The following is a 19,536-nucleotide window of genomic DNA, read 5'->3' as shown; positions in this document are numbered from 1 at the left end:
CGGCTTTGTTGAAATCCTCAACAGCTGACAGTTTAGCATCCTCAATCGCTCAGTACATGCTCTCGATCACCCATTACATTGAATCTATTTTATCTTCGAAACGATAGATGATTATAACCGCACCTATTGAGAGTGTGACTGTACTAATCATTGCCCAAGCAAACATCTCATCAGGATTATTCCCCAACAAAGCGCCTACTGTAACCGAAACGAGTAGAATCGATATCGTCCCAATACCGCCGACCACACGAACAAATAAATCTTCATTCATATCTTGTCTGCCTGTTGAGCAAATTCTATCCTCTTGTGTATATCCCCTTCGCCGTTCAATTCGCAGATCTCACCGACCAGTCGTTTCAGGCGAATATATGTCTGAAGAATAGGATTTCAACAGAGCCTCTGATCCGGAGCGGGAGTGAGTGTTGCAGATTAGTGGATGCGAGAGAATATTTAAAAGAACCGTGAGCGACGGCGACGATCGCTTATAAAGAACAATGCGGTCGGCGCGCGCCTCCGAACGGCCGCCGAAGGCGGCCGTGAGGAGCGCGTGCGAGGGAGTCGCTGGCGGCGACAGCCGCCAGCGACAGGGCGAGAGCGAAGCTCTCGCTTGCAACCGGACGTAGTCCGGTGACGAGGCTGGGGAGGTGTGAGGCTGCGGTCCCGCGAGCGACCGAAGGGAGCGAGCGGGAGCACGGAAGTCGCAGCCCGCGCAGCGAACGCAGTGAGCGAGCAGGACCGTCTTCCGGCGGTGCTGTGCGGGGCGCGGTGGGATTCAAAGGGGCAGTCGCGAGGGCGCCGCAGGCGACGTAAGCACTGGAAGGAGGGAGCGGTAGCGACCGACTGAAGCGCGCAGCGAGCGTGCGGCGCCCTCGCGACTGGGGCTTTGCAAGTCTTCACCGCAACACCGTCGATCACTTATAAACAGCCGACAGCACCACCACAGCCACACTTATAAATAACCGATCAGCCAATTTGCTATACTCACTCCCGCTATCGATCAGGACGCCGCGCTCGGATCAACATATTCACTACAGGCCGTCACGAACCCGGGTGTATGAGCACGGACGACGTCTCGCGGCGCGGGTTCATCCGGACCGCCGGCGGCGCGGCCGGCGCCGCGGGAGCGGCGGCGGCGACGACCGGGACCGCGGCGGCACAGGAAGAGCAGCCGGTCTGGCCGAGCGGGGCCGAAGGGAACGTCGGGTCGTACGAGGACGCCCGCGGCGAGGACGAGGTCACCGTCGAGGTGGGCGGGGGCGACCAGGGGCTCGCCTTCGACCCGACCCTCCTGTGGGTCGACGAGGGGACGACGGTCACGTTCGAGTGGACCGGTGCCGGCGGCGACCACAACGTCCAGAACGTCGAGGGCCCGGCCAGCCTCGACAGCGGCGACCCGGTCGGCGAGGAGGGGTACACCTACGAGTACGAGACGAGCGAGGAGGACGTCGGTATCACCCACTACCACTGTGTCCCCCACACCAACGTGGGCATGCACGGCGGGCTCGCCGTCGGCGAGGACATCGAGACCGAGTCGACCGGCGGTGGCGGCGGCTCCGACGCCGTGTTCGTCCCGCAGGGCGCCCGCGCGCTCAGCGTCGCCACGTTCGTCGCGATGGTGAGCACGCTCGGGCTCGCGTTCGTCTTCATGAAGTACGGCGGCACGATCACCCGCGACGAGGAGTAGTCGGCCGGCGCGGTCCGCGGGTTTTCCGTTATTCTTCGTCCGAGAGCCCGCGGTACGCGTCGACGACCCGATCGAGCACCGCGTCGTGGTCGTAGTCGGCGAAGTCGCGCTCGACGGCCTTCCGGTCGAGGTCGCCGACGGCGACGAACTCGTCCGCGAGCTCGGCCGGGCTCGTGACGAGCCGCCCGCGCCGGCGGCCCTCCACGAGCTCGTGGGCGCTGGAGTCCGCCTGGTACTCGACGAGCGCGACGCAGCCGCACGCCAGCGCCCACAGCAGGTCGGTCGCGAACGTCTCCCACGTCGCCGTCGCCACCGCGACGTGGGTCCCCTTGAACAGCTCGACCCGCTCGCGGAGCGGGAGGTCGCCGAGGAACGACACCCGGTCGTCGATCCGGAGGTCGCTCGCCATGGACTCGATCCGTGAGCGTTCCGGCCCGTCGCCGACGACGGCGGCGGTCCAGTCGCGGTCGCGGAGCTCCGCGAGCCCGAGCAGGAACGTCTCGACGTTGGCGTGGCGGTCCAGCCGCCGGGCGTACACCGCGTCGAACCGGTCGTCGACCCCGGCCGACTCGACGAGGTCGAAGTCGATGCTCTCGGGGATCACCCGCACGTCTTCGCCGGCGGCGCCGTGCTCGCGGACCCGGGTCTTGGTCGTCCGCGAGGGCGTCGTGACGGCGTCGGCCCGCCGGGCAAGCAGCCGGTACCGCCGGCGGGAGTCGGCGGGGTGGTCGCGCCACCAGTCGACGATCACGGGCGTCCGCGAGAGGGTTCCTCCGATGGTCGCCGCGATCCCGGGCGTCGGCGGGGTGTTGACCGCGTGGACCACGTCGGGGTCGACCCGCCGGAGCGCGAGCGGGAGCCGGGCCGCGAACGCCGACGGCGACGGCTCCGCGGTCACCGACCGATACGCGATCCCCTCCTCGGAGAAGGCGTCGTGGTCGCCGCCCCACCAGCGGGCGCAGAGCCAGACCACGTCGTGGCCGCGCTCGGCGAGCCCGCGGGCGATCCGTCGCGTCCGCGACCGGGCCGGCGTGTCGCCGTGCCCGGGGGCGAAAAGCGAGACGAACGCGACGCGCATACGCCGACCGGACGGCTGGGGCGGATAAAAAGACACGGCATCCGGCGGGCGGGGGCGGGACGCAGCGGGCAGACCGCGCGTCGACGCCGAGTACTGCCCGTTCCGCCACCCGAAACGGTTTCACACCGCGCCCGGAATCGAACCCCATGCACCGGTACGACATCGAGCGGTACCTCAACGTCCGAAACGCCGGCGGGGCGGACCTCGGCCCCGACGGCCGGCTCTCCTTCCTGTTGAACACGACCGGCACCGGGCAGGTGTGGTCGCTCGACGAGCCGCTCGGGTGGCCCGAACAGCACACGTTCTTCGAGGAGGCGGTCTCGTTCGTCGACTCCTCCCCGGAACGCGCGGAGGCAGTCTTCGGCATGGACGAGGGCGGCAACGAGCGCGCCCAGCTGTACCTGCTCAACTACGAGTCGGGCGAGATAACCGACCTCACCGACCGTCCGGAGGCGAAGCACCGCTGGGGCGGCTGGGACGGCGAGGGCGACCGCTTCGCGTTCGCCTCGAACCGCCGCGACGAAGCCGTCTTCGACGTGTACGTACAGGACCGGGACGCGACCGGCGACGACGCCGAGCTCGTCCACGAGGGGGACGGCTGGCTCTCGGTGTCGGGGTGGTCGCCGAGCGACGACCGGCTGATCGTCCACGAGGCGCACTCCTCGTTCGACCACGACGTGTACACCCTCGAACTGGACACCGGGAATCTCACCCATCACACGCCCCACGAGGGCGACGTGCGCTACGGCAGCCCGGAGTGGGGTCCCGACGGCGAGTCGCTGTACCTCGTCACCGACCGCGACAGCGACACCCTGCGTCTGGAGCGGCTCGACCTCGCGACCGACGAGTTCTCGGTGGTCGCGTCCGGGGAGGGCCCCGCGAGCGGGGCCGGCGGCGAGGGCGACGACGGCCGCGAGGGGGGAGCGGACGATTCCCCCGCGAAGCCCGGCGGCGACGACGGCTGGAACGTCGACGGCGTCGCCGTCCACGAGGAGTCCCGGCGCGTCGTCTACTCGCGCAACGTCGACGGCTACACCGAGATCGCGGTCGGCGAACTGGTGGAGCCGGACCGGATCGACCCGTACCCGACGCCGGACCTCCCCGAGGGCGTCGCCGGCGGCGTGAGCTTCGGGCCGGACGGGGACCGCTTCGCGATCACCGCGACCGGGAGCACCCACAACGCGAACGTGTACGTCGTCGACGCGACGACGGGCGAGACGGAGCGCTGGACCGCGGCCTCGACCGCCGGCATCCCGCCGGACACGTTCGTCGAGCCGGAGCTGGTCCACTACCCCACGTTCGACGGCCGGCAGATCCCCGCGTTCTTCTCCGTCCCGGAGACGGAGCCGCCCGAGGACGGCTACCCCGTGGTCGTCGACATCCACGGCGGCCCCGAGTCGCAGCGCCGGCCCTCCTTCGCCTCGGTCAAGCAGTACCTGCTGAACAACGGCTACGCCGTGTTCGAGCCGAACGTGCGCGGCTCCTCCGGGTACGGGAAGGCGTACTCCGCGCTCGACGACGTGGAGAAGCGACTGGACTCGGTCGCGGACGTCCGGGCGGGCGTCGAGTGGCTCCACGACCACCCCGAGGTCGACCCCGACCGCGTCGTCGCGATGGGCGGCTCCTACGGCGGCTTCATGGTGCTCGCGGCGCTGACCGAGTACCCCGAGCTGTGGGCCGCCGGCGTCGACGTCGTCGGCATCGCGAACTTCGTGACGTTCTTGGAGAACACCGGCGACTGGCGCCGCGAACTCCGCGAGGCCGAGTACGGGTCGCTCGAGGAGGACCGGGAGTTCCTGGAGTCGATCTCGCCGATCAACAACATCGAGGCGATCGAGTCGCCGCTGTTCGTCCTCCACGGCGCGAACGACCCGCGGGTGCCCGTCGGCGAGGCCGAACAGATCGTCGAGGAGGCGCGCGAGCAGGGCGTCCCCGTGCGGAAGCTGATCTTCGACGACGAGGGACACGGCTTCTCGAAGCTGGAGAACCGCATCGAGGCGTATCGCGAGGTCGTCGACTTCCTCGCGGAACACGTCTGATCGGGCGGCACCGCCGGCGGCCGGACTTTTATACACGCTCACGCGAGACGTACAGAGAATGAACGAGTCCGAGGCTCTCGGACTGCTGCTCGACCACACCCAAGACAAGATCGTTCTCCTAGACGAGGACGGGACGTTCACGTACGCCAGCGGGGCGGTGGAACGGATCCTCGGGTTCACGCCGGACGAGATCGTGGGCGAGAACGCCTTCGAGTACGTTCACCCCGACGAGCGCGCCGCGGTCCGCCACGCGTTCGGGCGGGCGATCGAGAGCGACGAGTTCGCCGAGGTGACCGTGGAGTATCGCCACCGCACCGCCGACGGGTCGTGGGTGTGGCTGGAGAGCCGGATGTCGAACCTCACCGACTCCGCGCTCGACGGGTTCGTCGTCAGCTCCCGAGACGTCACCGACCGCGTCGAGGCCGAGCGCCAGCGCGCCGAGACCGCGTCGCACCTCCGGGAGATCGCGGCCGTCTCGAGCGACGTGCTCTGGATGTTCGACGCCGACTGGTCCGAGGTGCTCTTCGTGAACCCGGCCTACGAAGACGTCTACGGCGGGTCCGTCTCGGAGCTCCGCGGCGATCCGGGGACGTTCCTCGACGCGATCCATCCCGACGATATCCCCGCGGTGAAGGAGGCGATGGGGCTGCTCTCCGAGGGCACCGCCGTCGACATGGAGTACCGAGTGAACCCCGACGAGAACTACGCGCACTGGGTGTGGGTTCAGGGCGAACCGATCACGGAGGACGGGGAGGTCGTCCGCATCACCGGGTTCACCAGGGACGTCACGGACCGACGGCGTCGCGAACGGCAGCTCGTCGTGATGGACAACCTCCTCCGGCACAACCTCCGGAACGACCTCAACGTCATCCTCGGAACGGCGGAGACCCTCGCGGCCGAGGTGCCGGACGCGGCCGATCGCACTGCGGTGATTCGGCGGGTCGGCGATCAGCTCCTCGAAACGGCCGAGAAGGAGCGGGAGATCATCGATCTCATCACCAAGCGACAGGACACGGAGCGGATCGAGCTCCGCGAGCTGGTCGACGAGTGCGTCGAGGACGTCCGCGAGCGGTACCCGGACGCCGCGATCGAGGTCGCGGAGCGCGACGCGGTCGCGGTCGGCGGGCGCGCGGAGCTGCGGTCGGCGGTGATCGAGCTGCTAGAGAACGCGGTCCGCCACGCGGACGGGGAGCCGTCGACCGTGACCGCCGCGCTCCGTCGCACGCCCGAGGGCGCCGAGATCGTCGTACGGGACAGCCACTCCCCAATCCCGTCGGTCGAGGCGGACGTGCTCAGGGGCGACCACGACATGACCGACGTGTACCACAGCAGCGGGCTGGGGCTCTGGCTCGTCTACTGGAGCGTGGAGCTGTCGGGCGGGACCGTCACGGTCGAGTCCGGCGCCGAGCGCGGCAACGAGATCACGGTCAGGCTGCCCCGGAACGGCGACTGAGCCGGGGGCACTTAGCCGGGGCCTACTCCCAGTCCGGGCCGAAGTCCGGGTTCAGCTGGCGGTCGGTCCGACCGAGGTCGTCGATCGCCGCGACGTCCTCGTCGTCCAGTTCGAGTCCGAGGCTCGCCCAGTTGTCGCGGAGGTGGTCCTCGCCGGTCGCCTTCGGGATCGCGGTGACGCCCTTCTCGCGGAGCCACGCGAGGCTCACCTGCGCCGCGCTGACGCCGTGCTTCTCGGCGATCTCGCCGACGGTCGGGTCGTCGAAGACGTTTCCGCGGGCGAGCGGCGAGTAGCCGACGAGCTCGATGCCGTTGGCGTCGGCGTACTCGCGGAGCTCCTCCTGTCGGAGCAGCGGGTGACACTCCACCTGGTTCGCGAACGGCGCCTCGCCGAGCGCGTCGGTCGCGGCGTCGAGGTGCTCCGGCTCGAAGTTCGAGACGCCGATCCGGTCGATCAGGCCGTCGTCGCGGAGCTCGGCGAACGCGGGCAGGGTCTCCTCGGGGTCGTACGCCCCCGACGGCCAGTGGACGTACAGCAGGTCGACGTACTCGGTGTCGAGCTTCTGGAGGCTCTCGCGGGTCGAGGCGGCCACGTCCTCGGGCGCGAGTTCGTCGGTCCACACCTTCGTGGCGAGGAACACGTCGTCGCGGTCGACGTCGGCCGCCGCGATCCCTTCGCCGACGGCGGCCTCGTTGCCGTAGATCTGGGCCGTGTCGACGTGGCGGTACCCCAGTTCGAGGGCGGTCTTCACGGACTCGACGCACCGCTCCGGGTCGTCGTTCTGCCACGTCCCGAGGCCGAGCGCCGGCATTCCGTCGCTGCTCGGTACGTCGAACGACTGCGACTCCTGTGACATACGCCACGGTAGTCGCGTGAGCCGAAAGTCGCTTGCGGTCCCGGTGGTCTCGGGCGGGGGATCGGAGGGCGGTCAGGCCGGCCGACGGAGGGGTCAGGTCGCCGGCAGTCCGGTGCCCCGGTCAGTCGTCCAACAGCGCCCGCGAGGAGTTCGTCACGACGAGCAGGCTGGAGGCGCCCATCGCGACCGCGGCGAAGAGGGGGTTGAGGAGGCCCGTCACCGCGAGCGGGATCGCGACCGCGTTGTAGCAGAACGCCCAGCCGATGTTCCCCTTCACGCGCCGCCCCGCGGCCCGCGAGAGCTCGAAGACGGTGGCCACGGAGCCGAGGTCGTCGTCGACGATCGCCACGTCGGCCGCGTCGGCCGCCATAGCGGTCCCGCCGCCGAGCGCGACGCCGAGGTCGGCCGCGGCGAGCGCCGGCGCGTCGTTGGTCCCGTCGCCGACCATCACCGTCCGCCCGCGCGCCTTCAGCCGCTCGACCGTCTCGGCTTTCCCCTCCGGCGGCACGCCCGCGAACACCGACGAGACCGCGTCGTGCTCGGCGAAGACGGTCGCCGCGCGCTCGTCGTCGCCGGTCAGCACGACCACCTCGACGCCCGAGTCGGCCAGCTCCGTCACGGTCTCGTCCCACCCCTCGCGCAGCTCGTCGCCGACCACGACGACCCCCTCCGCGGCGCCGTCGCGGCCGACGGCGACCGGGACGCGCCCCACGTCGCGGGCGGCCGCGACCGCCTCGCGGACCGACTCGGGGACCGTCCACCCGCGCTCGTCGAACAGGTCCGGGTGGCCGACAACGACCGGAACGCCGTCGACGACGCCGGAGACGCCGCGGGCGTGGCTCTCGAAGTCGGAGACCGCGAGGGCGTCGCCGGAGGGGGAGGCGGCGTCCGACCCGTCGACCGCCTCCGTCGCCTCGACCGTCCCGCCGTCAGCGACCGCCCGCGCCGCGGCGATGGCCCGCCCGACGGGGTGCGCCGAGCGCTCCTCGACCGCCGCCGCGAGCCGGAGCAGGTCGTCGTCGACGTCGGCGGAGACGACCCGCATCTCGCCGGTGGTGAGCGTCCCGGTCTTGTCGAAGACGACGGTGTCGGCGCCCCGGAGGCGCTCGAAGACGGTGTCGTCGAAGATCACGATGGAGCGCTCCAGGGCGTCGCGGATTCCGGCGGCGACCGCCAGCGGGGTCGCGAGCCCGAGCGCGCACGGACACGAGACGATGAGCACCGTGAGCCCGACGAGCATCGCCTCGGTCACACCGTTGCCGAGCGCGAGGTTGGCCCCCGCGGCGAGGAGCGCGACCGCGAGCACGACCGGGACGAACACCGTCGCCAGCCGGTCGGCGAGCTTCTGGACGCCGTGGTTCCCGCTCTGGAGGTCCCAGACGAGCTCGGCGACGCGGTCGAGGCTGGAGGTCGCGTCCGGGCCGACCTCCACCGTCAGCGACCCGTCCGCGACCACGGAGCCGCCGACCACGGCGTCGCCCGGCGCCTTCCGGACCGGCATCGACTCGCCCGTGACGACCGACTCGTCGACCGCGGCGTCGCCCGCGACCGCCTCGCCGTCGACCGGGACGCGCTCGCCGGCGCGCACGAGCAGGCGGTCGCCGGGCGCGAGGTCCTCGATGGCGACTTCTTCAGTCTCGCCACCGTTCCCCTCGGCCTCGCCGCCGTTCCTCTCTGCTCCCGCCGCGTCGACGCCGACGATCCGCCGGGCGCTGTCGACCTGCACCGCGGTGAGATCGGAGAGGAGCTCGGTCGCGCGCCGCTTGATCGAGTCCTCGTAATGGTTCCCGACGGTGACGATCACGATGATCGCGACCGTCACGTCGTAGTAGATCGACGGCGACTCGACGAAGATCACGGCGAGGGTGCTGTAGACGTACGCGCTGAGCGCGGCGATCGCGACGAGCAAGTCCATGTTCGGCGACCGCGTCCGCGCGCTGACGTACGCCCCCCTGAGTATCGGCTTCCCGGTGACGAACAGCACGAGCGTCGTCAACACGCCGATCACGATGAAGAAGTACGTCCCCGAGGTCGACGACATCGCCTGGTTGAGGTACTCCAGCGTGCGCTCGTTGTAGAAGGGGAACGCGAAGTACGTCGGGTAGATGATGACGATGTACTGTAACATGACCGCCATCCCGACCATGACGCCCGCCGCGAGCCGCGCCGTCGCCATGTTGTTCGCCTGCCGGCGGGAGAAGGCGTCGTCGCGGTCGTACGCGCTGTAGCCGAGCCCGCTCACCGCCTCCGAGAGGTCGTCCGGGGAGACCGCGTCGGGGTCGTGGTCGATCCGCACCGTGTCCGTGACGTAGCTCGCGCTGGCGGCGCTGACCCCCTCGGTCCGCGTGGCGACCGTCTCGATGAACGCCTCGCAGGTGGCGCAGTGCATCCCGTCGACCTCGAGGAAGGTCGCCTCGTGGCCGGCTGGGACCTGTGCGTCGGCGGAATCGTCTCCCTCCCCCTGCCGCCGCTCGCGAACCGCCTCCGCGTCGACATCGACGTCGCCGAGCGACTCGTACACGTCTCGACAGCCGGTACAGCAGAACGCGTTGCCCTCGTCGTCGACCACGTCGACGCCGGCGGTCGGGAGCTCACAGAGGGTGCAGTCGGGCGCGCTCATCTCACATTCCCCCCGCGGCGGCCGCGTCGAGCGGGTTCCAGAACGGGAGGCTCGGGTGCGGCACGTGGACGCCGACCGCCATCAACCCGTGCGCGAACAGGACGTAGCCGAGCGCCACGAAGGCGACGCCGAGCAGGCGGTGGACCCGGCGGCGATGGACCGCGTCGACGCTCTCGATGACCGTGCCGTAGAGGAAGACGGCCGGCATCGTCCCGACGCCGAGCGCGCCGAGCGCGAGCGCGCCGCTGACGGCGGAGCCGCTGGCGAACGCGTAGAGGTACGCCGGGTAGAGGATCGGACACGGGAGCAGCCCGTGGACCGCGCCGAGCCCGACGATCCCGGGCCCGTTGGCGAGCCGGTCGACGTGCCCGGTGAGCCACCCGGTGACGCGGTCGAGGCCGGGGAGGTGGACCCCGCCGGTCGCGCCGCCGAGCGCGTACCGGACGCCGACGACGATCACGGCCGCGCCGACGACGAGGCCGACGGCGCCGCGGACCGCCTCCGCCGCGCCGGTCAGCGTCGCAGTCGTGACGAGGAGGGCCCCGCCGAGCGCGCCGAGCGCCGCGCCGATCGTCGCGTAGCTCGCCGCGCGGCCGAGGTTGAACAGCGCGTGCTGGCGGACCTCGTAGGTCGTGAGGTGGCTCCCGCGCCGGTCGGCGGACCGGCCGGTTCCGCCGGCGGCCCCGCCGGTCGCTCCCCCGCCGTCGGCGCGTTCGCTCCCGTCGCGCATCCGGCCGGCGTACACCGTAACGAGCGGGCCGCACATCCCGATGCAGTGGGCGCCGCCGAGCAGTCCGATGGCGAGGAACAGCAGGACGTCGGTCCCGAGAAGCGGCGAGAGGTCCATGAGTCGAGTCACCCGTGGTAGGGGTCGCGCGCGCTAATGGGTTTCGTCGGGCCGGGGAGCGAGCGGTCGAGCCGGAGGAGGAAGCGGTGGGATCGGGAACCCCCCACGTCACTCCTCCACGACGACGGTTCCGACCATCCCCCCGGTCTCGTGGGGGATGCACACGTAGTCGTGGCGGCCGGGGACCTCGAACGTGTGGGAGAAGCGGTCCCCGCTTTCCAAGATGCCGCCGAAGTCGTCGTGCCACGCCTCGCGGGCGGTCACCTCGTCGTCGAAGCCGCCGGAGGCGAAGTAGTCGGCCGCGTCCGGGATCGCGCTCTCGTAGGCGGTAACGGTGTGGGCCCGCGCGCTCGTGTTCTCCCAGACGACGGTGTCGCCGACGGAGACGGTCAGCTCCGCCGGCCGATACGCGTCAGCGACCATTCCCACGTCGTAGCCGGGGTCGCCCCCGACCGCCGAACAGCCGGCGAGGGCGGTCGTCGCCGCCAGGCCCCCGGCCGCGCCGACCCGTCGGAGGAACCGTCTGCGGTACATACCCCTAACTGCGGTCCTCAGTCGTTTCAATACCGCGGTCGTCCCCGCCGAGTGAGAACGTCTCGCCGCGGACGCCGCGATCGCGGTGACGCCGTCTCACACCGGCCGTCTACCCCGAACCGATCGTCGATCCCCGAGCGTGAGAAACGCGCGTTTGCTGATGTAGGTAATAAGAAAAATGATCCGAATAATCCGACACAGAATGAAAAATACACGGCAAAACCCAACTAGTTGGGTGGTACCGTTTACCCGGTTCCTCTCGTACCGATAGGTGTCGAATGATCGAAACAGCAACGGCTGACCTGATCGCAAGCGGAACCGTCCCGCTCGAAATGACTCAAGCCGAGATTTTCCAGGCCATCCAGAGCGACGGGCTGCTGGCCGCGTCGCTCTGGATCAACATCGCCCTCGCGGGCCTGTCGATCCTCCTGTTCGTGTATATGGGTCGGAACGTGGAGGATCCCCGCGCGCAGCTGATTTTCGTCGCCACGCTGATGGTGCCGCTGGTGTCCATCTCGAGTTACACCGGGCTCGTCTCCGGGCTGACGGTAAGCTTCCTCGAGATGCCGGCCGGGCACACGTTGGCGGGGCAGGAAGTGCTCACCCCGTGGGGGCGGTATCTCACGTGGGCGCTGTCGACGCCGATGATCCTCATCGCGCTCGGCCTGCTCGCCGGATCGAACGCGACGAAGCTGTTCACGGCCGTCACGGCCGACATCGGGATGTGCGTCACGGGGCTCGCGGCCGCGCTGACCACGTCCTCCTACCTGCTTCGCTGGGTCTGGTACGGCATCAGCTGCGCGTTCTTCGTCGTCGTCCTGTACATCCTGCTCGCCGAGTGGGCTCAGGACGCCGAGGTCGCCGGCACCGCCGAGATCTTCAACACGCTGAAGATCCTCACCGTCGTCCTGTGGCTCGGCTACCCGATCGTCTGGGCGCTCGGCGCCGAGGGCTTCGCGGTGCTCGACATCGCCATCACCTCGTGGGCCTACAGCGGGATGGACATCGTCGCGAAGTACCTCTTCGCGTTCCTCCTGTTGCGGTGGGTCGCGAGCAACGAGCGCACGGTCGCCGACATGGCTTCGGGACTCGGTTCGGCCTCCCGCGGCGGCGCGGCGCCGGCCGACGACTGACGACGCGATCGCGGCGTCGCCGTCGCAGACCCGTTTTCGGCCCGTCTCGACACTCGCCGACCGCGAACCGGCGGACGAGAGACAAACGCTAAACCCGCGGCGGCGGTGGTCGGAGACATGAAACAGGCCATCGTCGCCCGCACCGACATCGGGATGGGCGAGGGGAAGCTCGCCGCGCAGGTCGCGCACGCGTCGCTGTCCGCGTACCAAGACGCCAGCCGGCGCGCCCGCAAGAAGTGGCAGGGCGAGGGACAGAAAAAGGTCGTGCTGAAGGGCGACTCGGAGAGCCAGCTGTTCGAGCTGGCGGACAAGGCGGACAGGGAGGGGATCCCGTACGCGATCGTCCGCGACGCCGGCCACACTCAGCTGGAGCCGGGGACCGTCACCGCGCTCGCCGTGGGACCGGCCCGCGACGACACCGTCGACCGCGTGACCGGCGACCTCTCGCTGTACTGAATGGCGCCAGAGAGCCCCCTCCGCGAGGCGCACCCGGCCGAGCGCGCCGCGGGGATCGACTTCTACGTCAGCGACGGCGACGGGATCGGCGGCCGGCTCCGCGAGTCGCCCGAGGACTTCCGCGTCCGGGAGCTGGAGGCGTTCGAGCCGGAGCCGCTCGGCGCGGACCCGGGGAGCTACCCCGAGCTCGTCGTCCGCGTCACCCTCCGCGACTGGGACACGAACGACTTCGCGCGGCGGATCTCCGACGCCCTCGGGGTCAGCCGCGAGCGCGTCTCGTGGGCGGGGACGAAGGACAAGCGCGCCGTCACCACTCAGCTGTTCACGCTCCGCGAGGTCGACCCCGACGAGCTCCCCGAGATCCGCGGCGCGGAGATCGAGGCCCTCGGCCGCGCCGGCCGCGGGCTCTCGTTCGGCGATCTGGCGGGCAACGCCTTCGAGATCCGGGTCGCCGACGCAGTGAGCGAGGCGCCCGAGCGCGTCGCCGACGCGGTGAGCGATCTGCGGGCGTTCGGCGGCGACGGGGGAGACTCGGCGGCCAGTGGTCCGGCCGGCGACGACGCAGCCACCGTGGGCGTCCCCAACTACTTCGGCCAGCAGCGCTTCGGGAGCCGGCGGCCCGTCACCCACCGCGTCGGGCTCGCCGTCGTCCGCGGGGACTTCCGCGAGGCGGTGCGGCTCTACGCCGGCAACCCCGCGGAGACGGAACCCGACGACACCCGCGCCGCCCGCGACCGGGTGGACGCCGCGTTCGGGGTTGACACGGGAAGCGAGGCGACCGGCGACGACTCCGGCCCCGCCGCCGACGGCACCGGCGACGGCGACTGGGAGGCCTGCCTCGACGCGATCCCGGGCAAGCTCCGGTTCGAGCGCTCGATGGTCCATCGGCTCGCCGAGCGCGACGTGGCCCCCGACGCGCCGCCGGACGGCGACGACTGGCGGCACGCGCTGGAGGCGGTCCCCTCGAACCTCCAGCGGCTCTTCGTCAACGCCGCCCAGTCGTCCCTGTTCAACCGGATCGTGAGCGAGCGCCTGCGCCGCGGGCTCCCGTTCGACCGCCCGGTCGCCGGCGACGTGGCCTGTTTCGCCGACGGCGACGCGCCCGACGAGCTGTACGCCCCCGACACGGACCGGCTCCAGCGGGTCGACGAGGACCGGGTCTCCGTCGTCGCCCGCCACTGCGAGCGCGGGCGGGCGTTCGTCACGGCGCCCCTCGTCGGCACCGAGACGGAGCTCGGCGACGGCGAGCCCGGCGAGATCGAGCGAGAGGTCCTCGACGACGCCGGGATCGAGCCCGGCGACTTCGCGCTCCCGGGCGAATTCGACTCGTCGGGCACCCGCCGCGCGATCCTCCTCCGAACCGACCTCGACGTGACGTTCGAGGACGGCGACCCGCGGTTCGCGTTCGCGCTCCCGAGCGGGTCGTACGCGACGGTGCTGCTCCGGGAGTTCACGAAAAGCGGGCCGCTCGACCTCTGATCGGCGCGCGCTCCGCATATCGATCCGCATGTGTGGATCATCGACAGTCGATAACGTCCGAAACCACCACGATACTGCGCTCCGTTCCGAGCCGTTTTTGTGCGGGAGCCGCCAACCGGAGCCATGACCCGGATCGTCGTCATCGACCTCCACGGCCAGTTCACCCACCTCGAACGGCGGGCGCTCCGCGACGTGGGCGTCGACACCGAGATCGTCTCGGCGGACACACCCCCCGCGGAGCTCGACGCCGACGGAATCGTGCTCTCCGGCGGCCCCGACATGGACCGCGTCGGCAACGCGCCGGAGTACCTCGATCTGGACGTCCCCGTGCTCGGGATCTGCCTCGGGATGCAGCTGATCGCGGTCGAGCGCGGCGGCGCGGTCGGCGGCGGCGACTACGGCGGCTACGCCGACGTCGACGTGGAGATCGTCGACGACGAGGACTCACTGGTCGGGTCGCTGGCGCCGGAGACGCGCGTCTGGGCCTCCCACGCGGACGAGGTGACCGAGGTCCCCGAGGGGTTCGTCCGGACCGCGACCTCCGACGTCTGCGACGTGGAGGCGATGTCGAACGCCGACGCGGGGCTCTACGGCGTCCAGTGGCACCCCGAGGTCGCCCACACCGAGCGCGGCGAGGAAGTGTTCGAGAACTTCGTCGCGATCTGCGAGTCGGCGTAGGAGAGCGACTAACCTCCCGATCAGCTATTACTCGCCGATGTGGGCCGTCAACACCGGGAGCTCGCTGTGTCGCACCACCCGCTCGGCGACCGAGCCCGCGGTGACGAAGCGCCCGATCCCGGTGCGGCCGTGGGTCCCCATCACGATCAGGTCGACCCCGTAGTCGGCCGCGGCGTCGAGGATCTCCTCGTGGGGGCGACCGCGCCGGAGGTGGGGTTCGGCCTCCACGTCCCGGTTCGCGGCCGTCTCGACCACCGCGTCGAGCGCGCGCTCGCCGCGCTCCTCCTCGCGTTCGACGACCAGGTCCCACTCGTCGGCCCCGGCGATCCCCTCGTCGACGACGAACAGCGCGTGGATACGCGCGCCCGTCAGCGCGGCGAGATCGCAGGCCTGCTCGATCGCAGCGTCGCTCCCGGCGCTCCCGTCGGTCGGACAGAGGATCGCGTCGTACATGTCGGTACCCCACGGACCGGTAGGTGTTAACGGTTCGCAGTATCTCGGTCGGAGCCGTCGGTCGCCGTCGGATCCGTCGTCCTCAGAGCCGGTACCGCCGGACGCGTTCCGTCCCGCAGCTCGGGCACTCTCTGCGGTACTCGACGGTCGCGCCCGACGTCACCGCCTCCCACGACCCTTCCTCGTCGACGAACCCGCACTCCTCGCAGGCGTGCGACTGCCCGTCGAGCCGCGCGCGGAGCCGATCGAAGGCCGACGTGCCGCCGTAGCTGGATGACATACGGTACCAATACACAATAACATGATTAATAATTATCGATCGGCCGGATCGCGGAGACGAACGCGCCGGCGACGTGCGCGTCCCTCTCCGGTTCGGCCGCCACAGCGGTCCGAGAAGACGCGTCGCTCTCCGTCTCGATCAGCACCGCGGTCCGAAAAGGCGGTGCGCCGCCCTACGCCTCGAACAACTCGTCGACCGCCTCGCCGGCGGTCTCGGCCGCCTCGCGGGCGACGGCGTCCGGGTCGGGGTCGTCGGGGGCGTTCAGGTAGACGTCGACGTCGAGGACGCCCTCCTCGAACGTGACCGTCACGTCCAGGTCGGTCACCGCCGACTGGTCGTAGTGGGCGAACACGACGCCCTCGGCCGCCTCCGCGGCGGTGCGGACGACTTCGTCGTCCGCGGGTTCGTCAGTCGGCCCGTCGGTCGGCTCGGCTGTCGATCCGTCGCTCGATCCGTCGGACATCGGCGCTTACGCGCCGCCCGCGCCCGGACCGCCCGGACCCATCGGGCCGCCGCCGGCGCCGCCCTGGAGCATCTGCTGGAGCTCGCCCTGCAGGTCGTCGAACTGCTCCTGCACGCGCTCCTCCTGCTTCTCGAGCTGCTCGACGCGGACTTCGAGGGAGTCGACCTTGTCCTCGAGGTCGTCGTAGGCGGACTCGTAGTCCGTCTCGACGAGGACCTCGCCGATCTCGCGGTACATTCCGGCGTCCTCGTCGACGTCTTCGAGGGCGTCGAGGGCCGTCTTGGACTCGTTGAGCGCGGACTGCGCCTGCTCCTTCTGCTCGGCGACCTGCTGTGCGGTCTCCTGCAGCTCCTGTAGCTCCTCGATCTTCTCCTGTGCCTCGGGCGGCATGTTCCCTTGCATGGGCGCAACGAGGCGGCCCGGACGGAAAAACCCCCGACTTCTCCGCCGCCGACCGATCCGTCGGGTACAGCACTGGAGAAGCAGGAAAACGGCGGTCGAGCTACTGCCGACCGCCCGCTGCCCCGACGCGCTCGGCGACCTCGACGAGCCGCGACCAGCTGTTGATCCCGGCGCGGAGGGCGACGAGGTCGTCGGCGACGACGCGGACGCGGACCGCGTCGCCGTCGCGGGCGACGGTCGCGGCGGACCGGGCGTCGTCGATCTCGCCGACCTCGGGTTCGAGCGCGTCGCCGACGAGCCGTGCGCGCCGCTCGGAGGGGTAGGAGAACGTGAGGACCGTTTCGTGTGCGCGGGTCGCCGTCACGGTCGGAGGCGTCCCGGGCTACTCGACGTTGACTTCTTTCACGTCGCCGCCGCGCTCCTTCAGGAGGACGCGGTGGCCGCAGTACGGACAGCGCACGCCGCCGTACTCGTCGAGGGTGACGTCGCGCTTACAGCGGGAGCACTTGTAGCTCATCGCCTTACTCCTCGTCGGAGAGCGCGGCGCGGATGGAGCGGCGGACGGTGCGACCGCCGGGCGTCTCGGGGCGGTACGCGCCGCCGGTGAACGTCTCGCCGGTCTCCTCGTTGACCCAGATGCCGGTACCCTTACGCGTGACGTCGTCGCCGTCGACGGTCGCGTTCTGCATCTCCTCTTCGATGTCCTGGACCCGCTTGCGGGAGACCCGGCCGTAGCGGGCGCCGAATCGGCCCGCGCTGCCGGTGCTTCGTGCCTTGTCCTCAGCCATAGTGACTGCGTCTACCGCCAGCGCGGGTAAAAAGGCTACGAGTCGAGTCGAGCCGATCCCGGCGACATCGACTCCCCGTGTCGAGTCGTCGGGGAGCCGGATCGATTCGCTCTCCTCACGAAGCAGTCGGTTCCACCGAACCCCGGTCACGACACGTCGTCGTCGTACACCCACGCTTCGACGACCCGCTCGTCGTCGTCCCGCCGCCACTGGATCTCCACGATGTCGGTTCCGGTCATAAGCCGGAGTCGTATCTCGTCGCCGTCGATCACGTCTTCCGCCTCCAGCTCGCCGTCCAGTTCCGCCCACGATCGGGCGCCCGTCTCGCGAGACTCCCAGTCGACGACGACCTCGTCGAAGTACACGTCGCCCGCTCGCAGGGTCTCCCGTCCGCCTGTGTGCCGAACGTCCAACCTGTTTGCCGCGTCATCGGCGCCGTGATACTCGAACTCGAAGCAGGCGGTCTCGTCACAGCCCGTGAGTCCGTGATACGCGGTGAAACCGCCGCCGACGGCCGCCGCGCCGGCGAGCGCGACGATCCGGCGTCTGGAGGGCATGGAACAGCCTCTCCGAGAGAGCCACTAAGCTCCTTCGACGGTCCGGGTCTCCTCGCGGAGCCGCGAGAGCGACGAGAGTCGCCGAGACGAGAGGCTCTCCCGCCGGTATCCGCTCTCCCACCTCGACCGCAACGCCTTTCACTACTTGGTAATACTACTTGGTTGTATGCACGGATTCGACGGCTTCAGCGACGTGAGCGAGACCGACGTGACGAAGGCGATCGGCAACGAGTGGACCGACGGATTCCTCGAGTTCACCGATTCGGAAGTGATCATCCTCGGCGGCGGTCCGTCCGGGCTGATGGCCGCGAAGGAGCTCGCCGAGCGCGGCGTGAAGGTGATGATCGTCGAGAAGAACAACTACCTCGGCGGCGGGTTCTGGCTCGGCGGGTTCCTGATGAACACGGTGACGGTCCGCGACCCTGCACAGGAGATCCTCGAGGACCTCGACGTCGACTACGAGCCGGTCGAGGACGTCGACGGCCTCTACACCGCGGCCGGCCCGGAGGCCTGTTCCGGGCTGATCAAGGCGGCCTGCGACGCCGGCGCGCGCGTCCAGAACATGACGGAGTTCACCGACCTGGTCGTCCGCGAGGACCACCGCGTCGGCGGGATCGTGATGAACTGGACCCCCGTCCACGCGCTCCCGCGCGAGATCACCTGCGTCGACCCGATCGCGGTCGAGTCCGACCTCGTCATCGACGCGACCGGCCACGACGCGGTCGCGATCAGCAAGCTCGACGAGCGCGGCGTCCTCTCGGCGCCCGGCATCGAGCACGCGAAGGAGCACAACACCGGGATGGACCAGACCGGCGACGGCGAGTACGGCGCGCCCGGCCACGACTCGCCCGGCCACGACTCGATGTGGGTCGGCGAGAGCGAGGACGCCGTGGTCGAGCACACGGGCGTCGTCCACGACGGCCTGATCGCCTCCGGCATGGCGGTCGCGACCGCCCACGGCCTCCCGCGGATGGGGCCGACCTTCGGCGCCATGCTCGTCTCCGGCAAGAAGGCCGCCCAGAGCGCCCTCGACGAGCTCGGCGTCGACGGCCCCGACGTGAGCCTGTCGACCGGGAGCGCGCCCGCGCCGGCCGACGACTGAAGGAAGCCCTCGCGACCGCTGACTGCGGCGGAACCCCCCGCTGACGGCTCTCCCTCCCTCGACGGGTTTATTACCGAAATCCCCCGAGCGTCGGCCATGTACTGGCGGGGCCACGTCGGGATCGCGCTCCTCGCGTACGCGCCGGTCGCGGCGGCGGTCCGCGTCGCCGGCGAGCCCGGACTGGCGGTCCTCGGCGCGGCGGTCGCCGTCGCGTTCGCGACGGTCCCGGACCTCGATCACCGGCTGCCGGTCGCGCACCGCGGCCCGACGCACACGGTCGGGTTCGTGGTCGCAACGGGAGCGGTCGTCGCCGTCGCCGGCGGGCTCGTCTTCCCCGCGAGCGGCGGGACTGACCTCCTCGCGAGCGGCGGATTCGCGCTCCCCGCGTGGACCCCAGCCTTCGCCGGCGGCGTCGCGACCCTCTCGCTCTGTTCGCACGTCGCCGCCGACGTGATCACGCCGATGGGGATCCGGCCGTTCCGCCCCCTCTCGACGTGGCACGTCACCTTCGACCTGACGCCGGCCGCGAACCCCCGCGCGAACCGGCTGTTCCTCGGCCTCGGCGTCGCGGCCCTCGCGCTGTCGGTCGCGCTCACGCCCTGAGCCGCCGGCTCCGGGAGCGCAGTCGGTGATC

The 19,536-nt window shown here is 70.3% G+C and carries 23 protein-coding genes; 9 read left to right on the top strand and 14 right to left on the bottom strand.

From position 1 onward, the window contains the following. Nucleotides 1-73: 73 nt before the first annotated feature. Entirely contained in the window at nt 74-271 is a 198-nt protein-coding gene (locus tag JIN95_RS02195; protein ID WP_200530389.1) for a hypothetical protein, read from the bottom strand. A gap of 783 nt (nt 272-1,054) precedes the next feature. Between JIN95_RS02195 and JIN95_RS02190 the strand changes: the two genes are divergently transcribed. After that, entirely contained in the window at nt 1,055-1,684 is a 630-nt protein-coding gene (locus JIN95_RS02190) for a halocyanin domain-containing protein (protein WP_095636307.1), read from the top strand. A 28-nt stretch (nt 1,685-1,712) separates the two neighbouring features. Here the strand turns inward: JIN95_RS02190 and JIN95_RS02185 are convergent, their stop codons facing one another. Beyond that, nucleotides 1,713-2,762: a glycosyltransferase family 4 protein gene (locus JIN95_RS02185; protein WP_200530388.1), complete on the bottom strand. Its 1,050-nt coding sequence runs from the start codon at nt 2,760-2,762 to the stop codon at nt 1,713-1,715. 146 nt (nt 2,763-2,908) lie between these two features. Here JIN95_RS02185 and JIN95_RS02180 point away from each other — a divergent pair, with 146 nt between their 5' ends. Then, nucleotides 2,909-4,801 (top strand): S9 family peptidase, encoded by a 1,893-nt coding sequence (locus JIN95_RS02180; protein ID WP_200530387.1) that lies wholly within the window; start codon nt 2,909-2,911, stop codon nt 4,799-4,801. Nucleotides 4,802-4,859: 58 nt separating this feature from the next. Then, a complete protein-coding gene (locus JIN95_RS02175) occupies nt 4,860-6,254 on the top strand; it encodes a PAS domain S-box protein (RefSeq protein ID WP_200530386.1) in 1,395 nt (464 codons plus the stop codon). A 22-nt stretch (nt 6,255-6,276) separates the two neighbouring features. On the opposite strand, the gene JIN95_RS02170 is transcribed toward JIN95_RS02175, so the two are convergent. The 4 genes from JIN95_RS02170 to JIN95_RS02155 form a co-directional block, all read right to left on the bottom strand. Then, complete coding sequence (locus JIN95_RS02170; RefSeq protein WP_095636722.1) at nt 6,277-7,065, bottom strand: aldo/keto reductase; 789 nt, start codon at nt 7,063-7,065, stop codon at nt 6,277-6,279. A gap of 166 nt (nt 7,066-7,231) precedes the next feature. Further along, nucleotides 7,232-9,730, bottom strand: coding sequence for a cation-translocating P-type ATPase (locus JIN95_RS02165; RefSeq protein WP_200530385.1), 2,499 nt, complete (start codon nt 9,728-9,730; stop codon nt 7,232-7,234). 1 nt (nt 9,731) lies between these two features. Further along, a complete protein-coding gene (locus tag JIN95_RS02160) occupies nt 9,732-10,577 on the bottom strand; it encodes a sulfite exporter TauE/SafE family protein (protein ID WP_200530384.1) in 846 nt (281 codons plus the stop codon). A 108-nt stretch (nt 10,578-10,685) separates the two neighbouring features. Beyond that, the gene (locus JIN95_RS02155) at nt 10,686-11,111 is read right to left on the bottom strand and encodes a plastocyanin/azurin family copper-binding protein (protein WP_200530383.1); all 426 of its coding nucleotides are present in this window, start codon (nt 11,109-11,111) and stop codon (nt 10,686-10,688) included. A 332-nt stretch (nt 11,112-11,443) separates the two neighbouring features. Here JIN95_RS02155 and JIN95_RS02150 point away from each other — a divergent pair, with 332 nt between their 5' ends. The 4 genes from JIN95_RS02150 (at nt 11,444) to JIN95_RS02135 (ending at nt 14,857) form a co-directional block, all read left to right on the top strand. Continuing rightward, nucleotides 11,444-12,244 carry a bacteriorhodopsin gene (locus JIN95_RS02150; RefSeq protein WP_200532096.1) on the top strand — a complete coding sequence of 267 codons (801 nt, stop codon included), beginning with the start codon at nt 11,444-11,446 and terminating at the stop codon, nt 12,242-12,244. A gap of 117 nt (nt 12,245-12,361) precedes the next feature. Then, complete coding sequence (gene pth2, locus JIN95_RS02145; protein WP_200530382.1) at nt 12,362-12,700, top strand: peptidyl-tRNA hydrolase Pth2; 339 nt, start codon at nt 12,362-12,364, stop codon at nt 12,698-12,700. Continuing rightward, the gene (truD, locus tag JIN95_RS02140) at nt 12,701-14,179 is read left to right on the top strand and encodes a tRNA pseudouridine(13) synthase TruD (protein ID WP_200530381.1); all 1,479 of its coding nucleotides are present in this window, start codon (nt 12,701-12,703) and stop codon (nt 14,177-14,179) included. A gap of 123 nt (nt 14,180-14,302) precedes the next feature. Continuing rightward, nucleotides 14,303-14,857 (top strand): GMP synthase subunit A, encoded by a 555-nt coding sequence (locus JIN95_RS02135; protein WP_200530380.1) that lies wholly within the window; start codon nt 14,303-14,305, stop codon nt 14,855-14,857. A gap of 27 nt (nt 14,858-14,884) precedes the next feature. Here JIN95_RS02135 and JIN95_RS02130 read toward each other — a convergent pair whose 3' ends face one another. From JIN95_RS02130 to JIN95_RS02095, 8 genes are all read right to left on the bottom strand, one after another. After that, complete coding sequence (locus tag JIN95_RS02130; RefSeq protein WP_095636298.1) at nt 14,885-15,310, bottom strand: universal stress protein; 426 nt, start codon at nt 15,308-15,310, stop codon at nt 14,885-14,887. Nucleotides 15,311-15,392: 82 nt separating this feature from the next. Next, nucleotides 15,393-15,590 carry an HVO_0649 family zinc finger protein gene (locus JIN95_RS02125; protein ID WP_095636297.1) on the bottom strand — a complete coding sequence of 66 codons (198 nt, stop codon included), beginning with the start codon at nt 15,588-15,590 and terminating at the stop codon, nt 15,393-15,395. 172 nt (nt 15,591-15,762) lie between these two features. Beyond that, nucleotides 15,763-16,053, bottom strand: a complete 291-nt coding sequence (locus JIN95_RS02120) for a DUF3194 domain-containing protein (RefSeq protein WP_095636296.1) — start codon at nt 16,051-16,053, stop codon at nt 15,763-15,765. Between the two features lie 6 nt (nt 16,054-16,059). Then, on the bottom strand, nt 16,060-16,443 hold the full coding sequence (locus JIN95_RS02115) for a prefoldin subunit beta (RefSeq protein WP_095636720.1): 384 nt from the start codon (nt 16,441-16,443) through the stop codon (nt 16,060-16,062). Between the two features lie 112 nt (nt 16,444-16,555). Then, nucleotides 16,556-16,819, bottom strand: a complete 264-nt coding sequence (locus JIN95_RS02110; RefSeq protein ID WP_200530379.1) for a KEOPS complex subunit Pcc1 — start codon at nt 16,817-16,819, stop codon at nt 16,556-16,558. An 18-nt stretch (nt 16,820-16,837) separates the two neighbouring features. Then, nucleotides 16,838-16,972, bottom strand: coding sequence for a DNA-directed RNA polymerase subunit P (locus JIN95_RS02105; protein ID WP_004049526.1), 135 nt, complete (start codon nt 16,970-16,972; stop codon nt 16,838-16,840). A gap of 4 nt (nt 16,973-16,976) precedes the next feature. After that, complete coding sequence (locus JIN95_RS02100) at nt 16,977-17,243, bottom strand: 50S ribosomal protein L37ae (protein ID WP_200530378.1); 267 nt, start codon at nt 17,241-17,243, stop codon at nt 16,977-16,979. Between the two features lie 146 nt (nt 17,244-17,389). Next, on the bottom strand, nt 17,390-17,800 hold the full coding sequence (locus tag JIN95_RS02095) for a hypothetical protein (protein WP_200530377.1): 411 nt from the start codon (nt 17,798-17,800) through the stop codon (nt 17,390-17,392). A 166-nt stretch (nt 17,801-17,966) separates the two neighbouring features. On the opposite strand from JIN95_RS02095, the gene JIN95_RS02090 reads away from it, so the two are divergent. Next, on the top strand, nt 17,967-18,902 hold the full coding sequence (locus JIN95_RS02090) for an FAD-dependent oxidoreductase (RefSeq protein ID WP_200530376.1): 936 nt from the start codon (nt 17,967-17,969) through the stop codon (nt 18,900-18,902). A 96-nt stretch (nt 18,903-18,998) separates the two neighbouring features. Further along, nucleotides 18,999-19,505, top strand: a complete 507-nt coding sequence (locus JIN95_RS02085) for a metal-dependent hydrolase (protein ID WP_200530375.1) — start codon at nt 18,999-19,001, stop codon at nt 19,503-19,505. Nucleotides 19,506-19,536: the final 31 nt, after the last annotated feature.

Source organism: Halorubrum sp. LN27 (genome assembly GCF_016635065.1).
GTDB lineage: Archaea > Halobacteriota > Halobacteria > Halobacteriales > Haloferacaceae > Halorubrum > Halorubrum salipaludis.
Note: the sequence above shows the minus strand (reverse complement) of the source record. Positions and strands in the feature narration are given on the sequence as shown.

Coding starts and splice junctions, on each gene's coding strand:
- JIN95_RS02165 (WP_200530385.1), bottom strand. CDS start 9,730: ATGAGCGCGCCCGACTGCACCCTCTGTGAGCTCCCGACCGCCGGCGTC.
- JIN95_RS02130 (WP_095636298.1), bottom strand. CDS start 15,310: ATGTACGACGCGATCCTCTGTCCGACCGACGGGAGCGCCGGGAGCGAC.
- pth2 (WP_200530382.1), top strand. CDS start 12,362: ATGAAACAGGCCATCGTCGCCCGCACCGACATCGGGATGGGCGAGGGG.
- JIN95_RS02155 (WP_200530383.1), bottom strand. CDS start 11,111: ATGTACCGCAGACGGTTCCTCCGACGGGTCGGCGCGGCCGGGGGCCTG.
- JIN95_RS02120 (WP_095636296.1), bottom strand. CDS start 16,053: ATGTCCGACGGATCGAGCGACGGATCGACAGCCGAGCCGACCGACGGG.
- JIN95_RS02115 (WP_095636720.1), bottom strand. CDS start 16,443: ATGCCGCCCGAGGCACAGGAGAAGATCGAGGAGCTACAGGAGCTGCAG.
- JIN95_RS02150 (WP_200532096.1), top strand. CDS start 11,444: ATGACTCAAGCCGAGATTTTCCAGGCCATCCAGAGCGACGGGCTGCTG.
- JIN95_RS02135 (WP_200530380.1), top strand. CDS start 14,303: ATGACCCGGATCGTCGTCATCGACCTCCACGGCCAGTTCACCCACCTC.
- JIN95_RS02190 (WP_095636307.1), top strand. CDS start 1,055: ATGAGCACGGACGACGTCTCGCGGCGCGGGTTCATCCGGACCGCCGGC.
- JIN95_RS02085 (WP_200530375.1), top strand. CDS start 18,999: ATGTACTGGCGGGGCCACGTCGGGATCGCGCTCCTCGCGTACGCGCCG.
- JIN95_RS02105 (WP_004049526.1), bottom strand. CDS start 16,972: ATGAGCTACAAGTGCTCCCGCTGTAAGCGCGACGTCACCCTCGACGAG.
- JIN95_RS02195 (WP_200530389.1), bottom strand. CDS start 271: ATGAATGAAGATTTATTTGTTCGTGTGGTCGGCGGTATTGGGACGATA.
- JIN95_RS02160 (WP_200530384.1), bottom strand. CDS start 10,577: ATGGACCTCTCGCCGCTTCTCGGGACCGACGTCCTGCTGTTCCTCGCC.
- JIN95_RS02180 (WP_200530387.1), top strand. CDS start 2,909: ATGCACCGGTACGACATCGAGCGGTACCTCAACGTCCGAAACGCCGGC.
- JIN95_RS02125 (WP_095636297.1), bottom strand. CDS start 15,590: ATGTCATCCAGCTACGGCGGCACGTCGGCCTTCGATCGGCTCCGCGCG.
- JIN95_RS02090 (WP_200530376.1), top strand. CDS start 17,967: ATGCACGGATTCGACGGCTTCAGCGACGTGAGCGAGACCGACGTGACG.
- JIN95_RS02170 (WP_095636722.1), bottom strand. CDS start 7,065: ATGCCGGCGCTCGGCCTCGGGACGTGGCAGAACGACGACCCGGAGCGG.
- JIN95_RS02185 (WP_200530388.1), bottom strand. CDS start 2,762: ATGCGCGTCGCGTTCGTCTCGCTTTTCGCCCCCGGGCACGGCGACACG.
- JIN95_RS02175 (WP_200530386.1), top strand. CDS start 4,860: ATGAACGAGTCCGAGGCTCTCGGACTGCTGCTCGACCACACCCAAGAC.
- JIN95_RS02100 (WP_200530378.1), bottom strand. CDS start 17,243: ATGGCTGAGGACAAGGCACGAAGCACCGGCAGCGCGGGCCGATTCGGC.
- JIN95_RS02095 (WP_200530377.1), bottom strand. CDS start 17,800: ATGCCCTCCAGACGCCGGATCGTCGCGCTCGCCGGCGCGGCGGCCGTC.
- truD (WP_200530381.1), top strand. CDS start 12,701: ATGGCGCCAGAGAGCCCCCTCCGCGAGGCGCACCCGGCCGAGCGCGCC.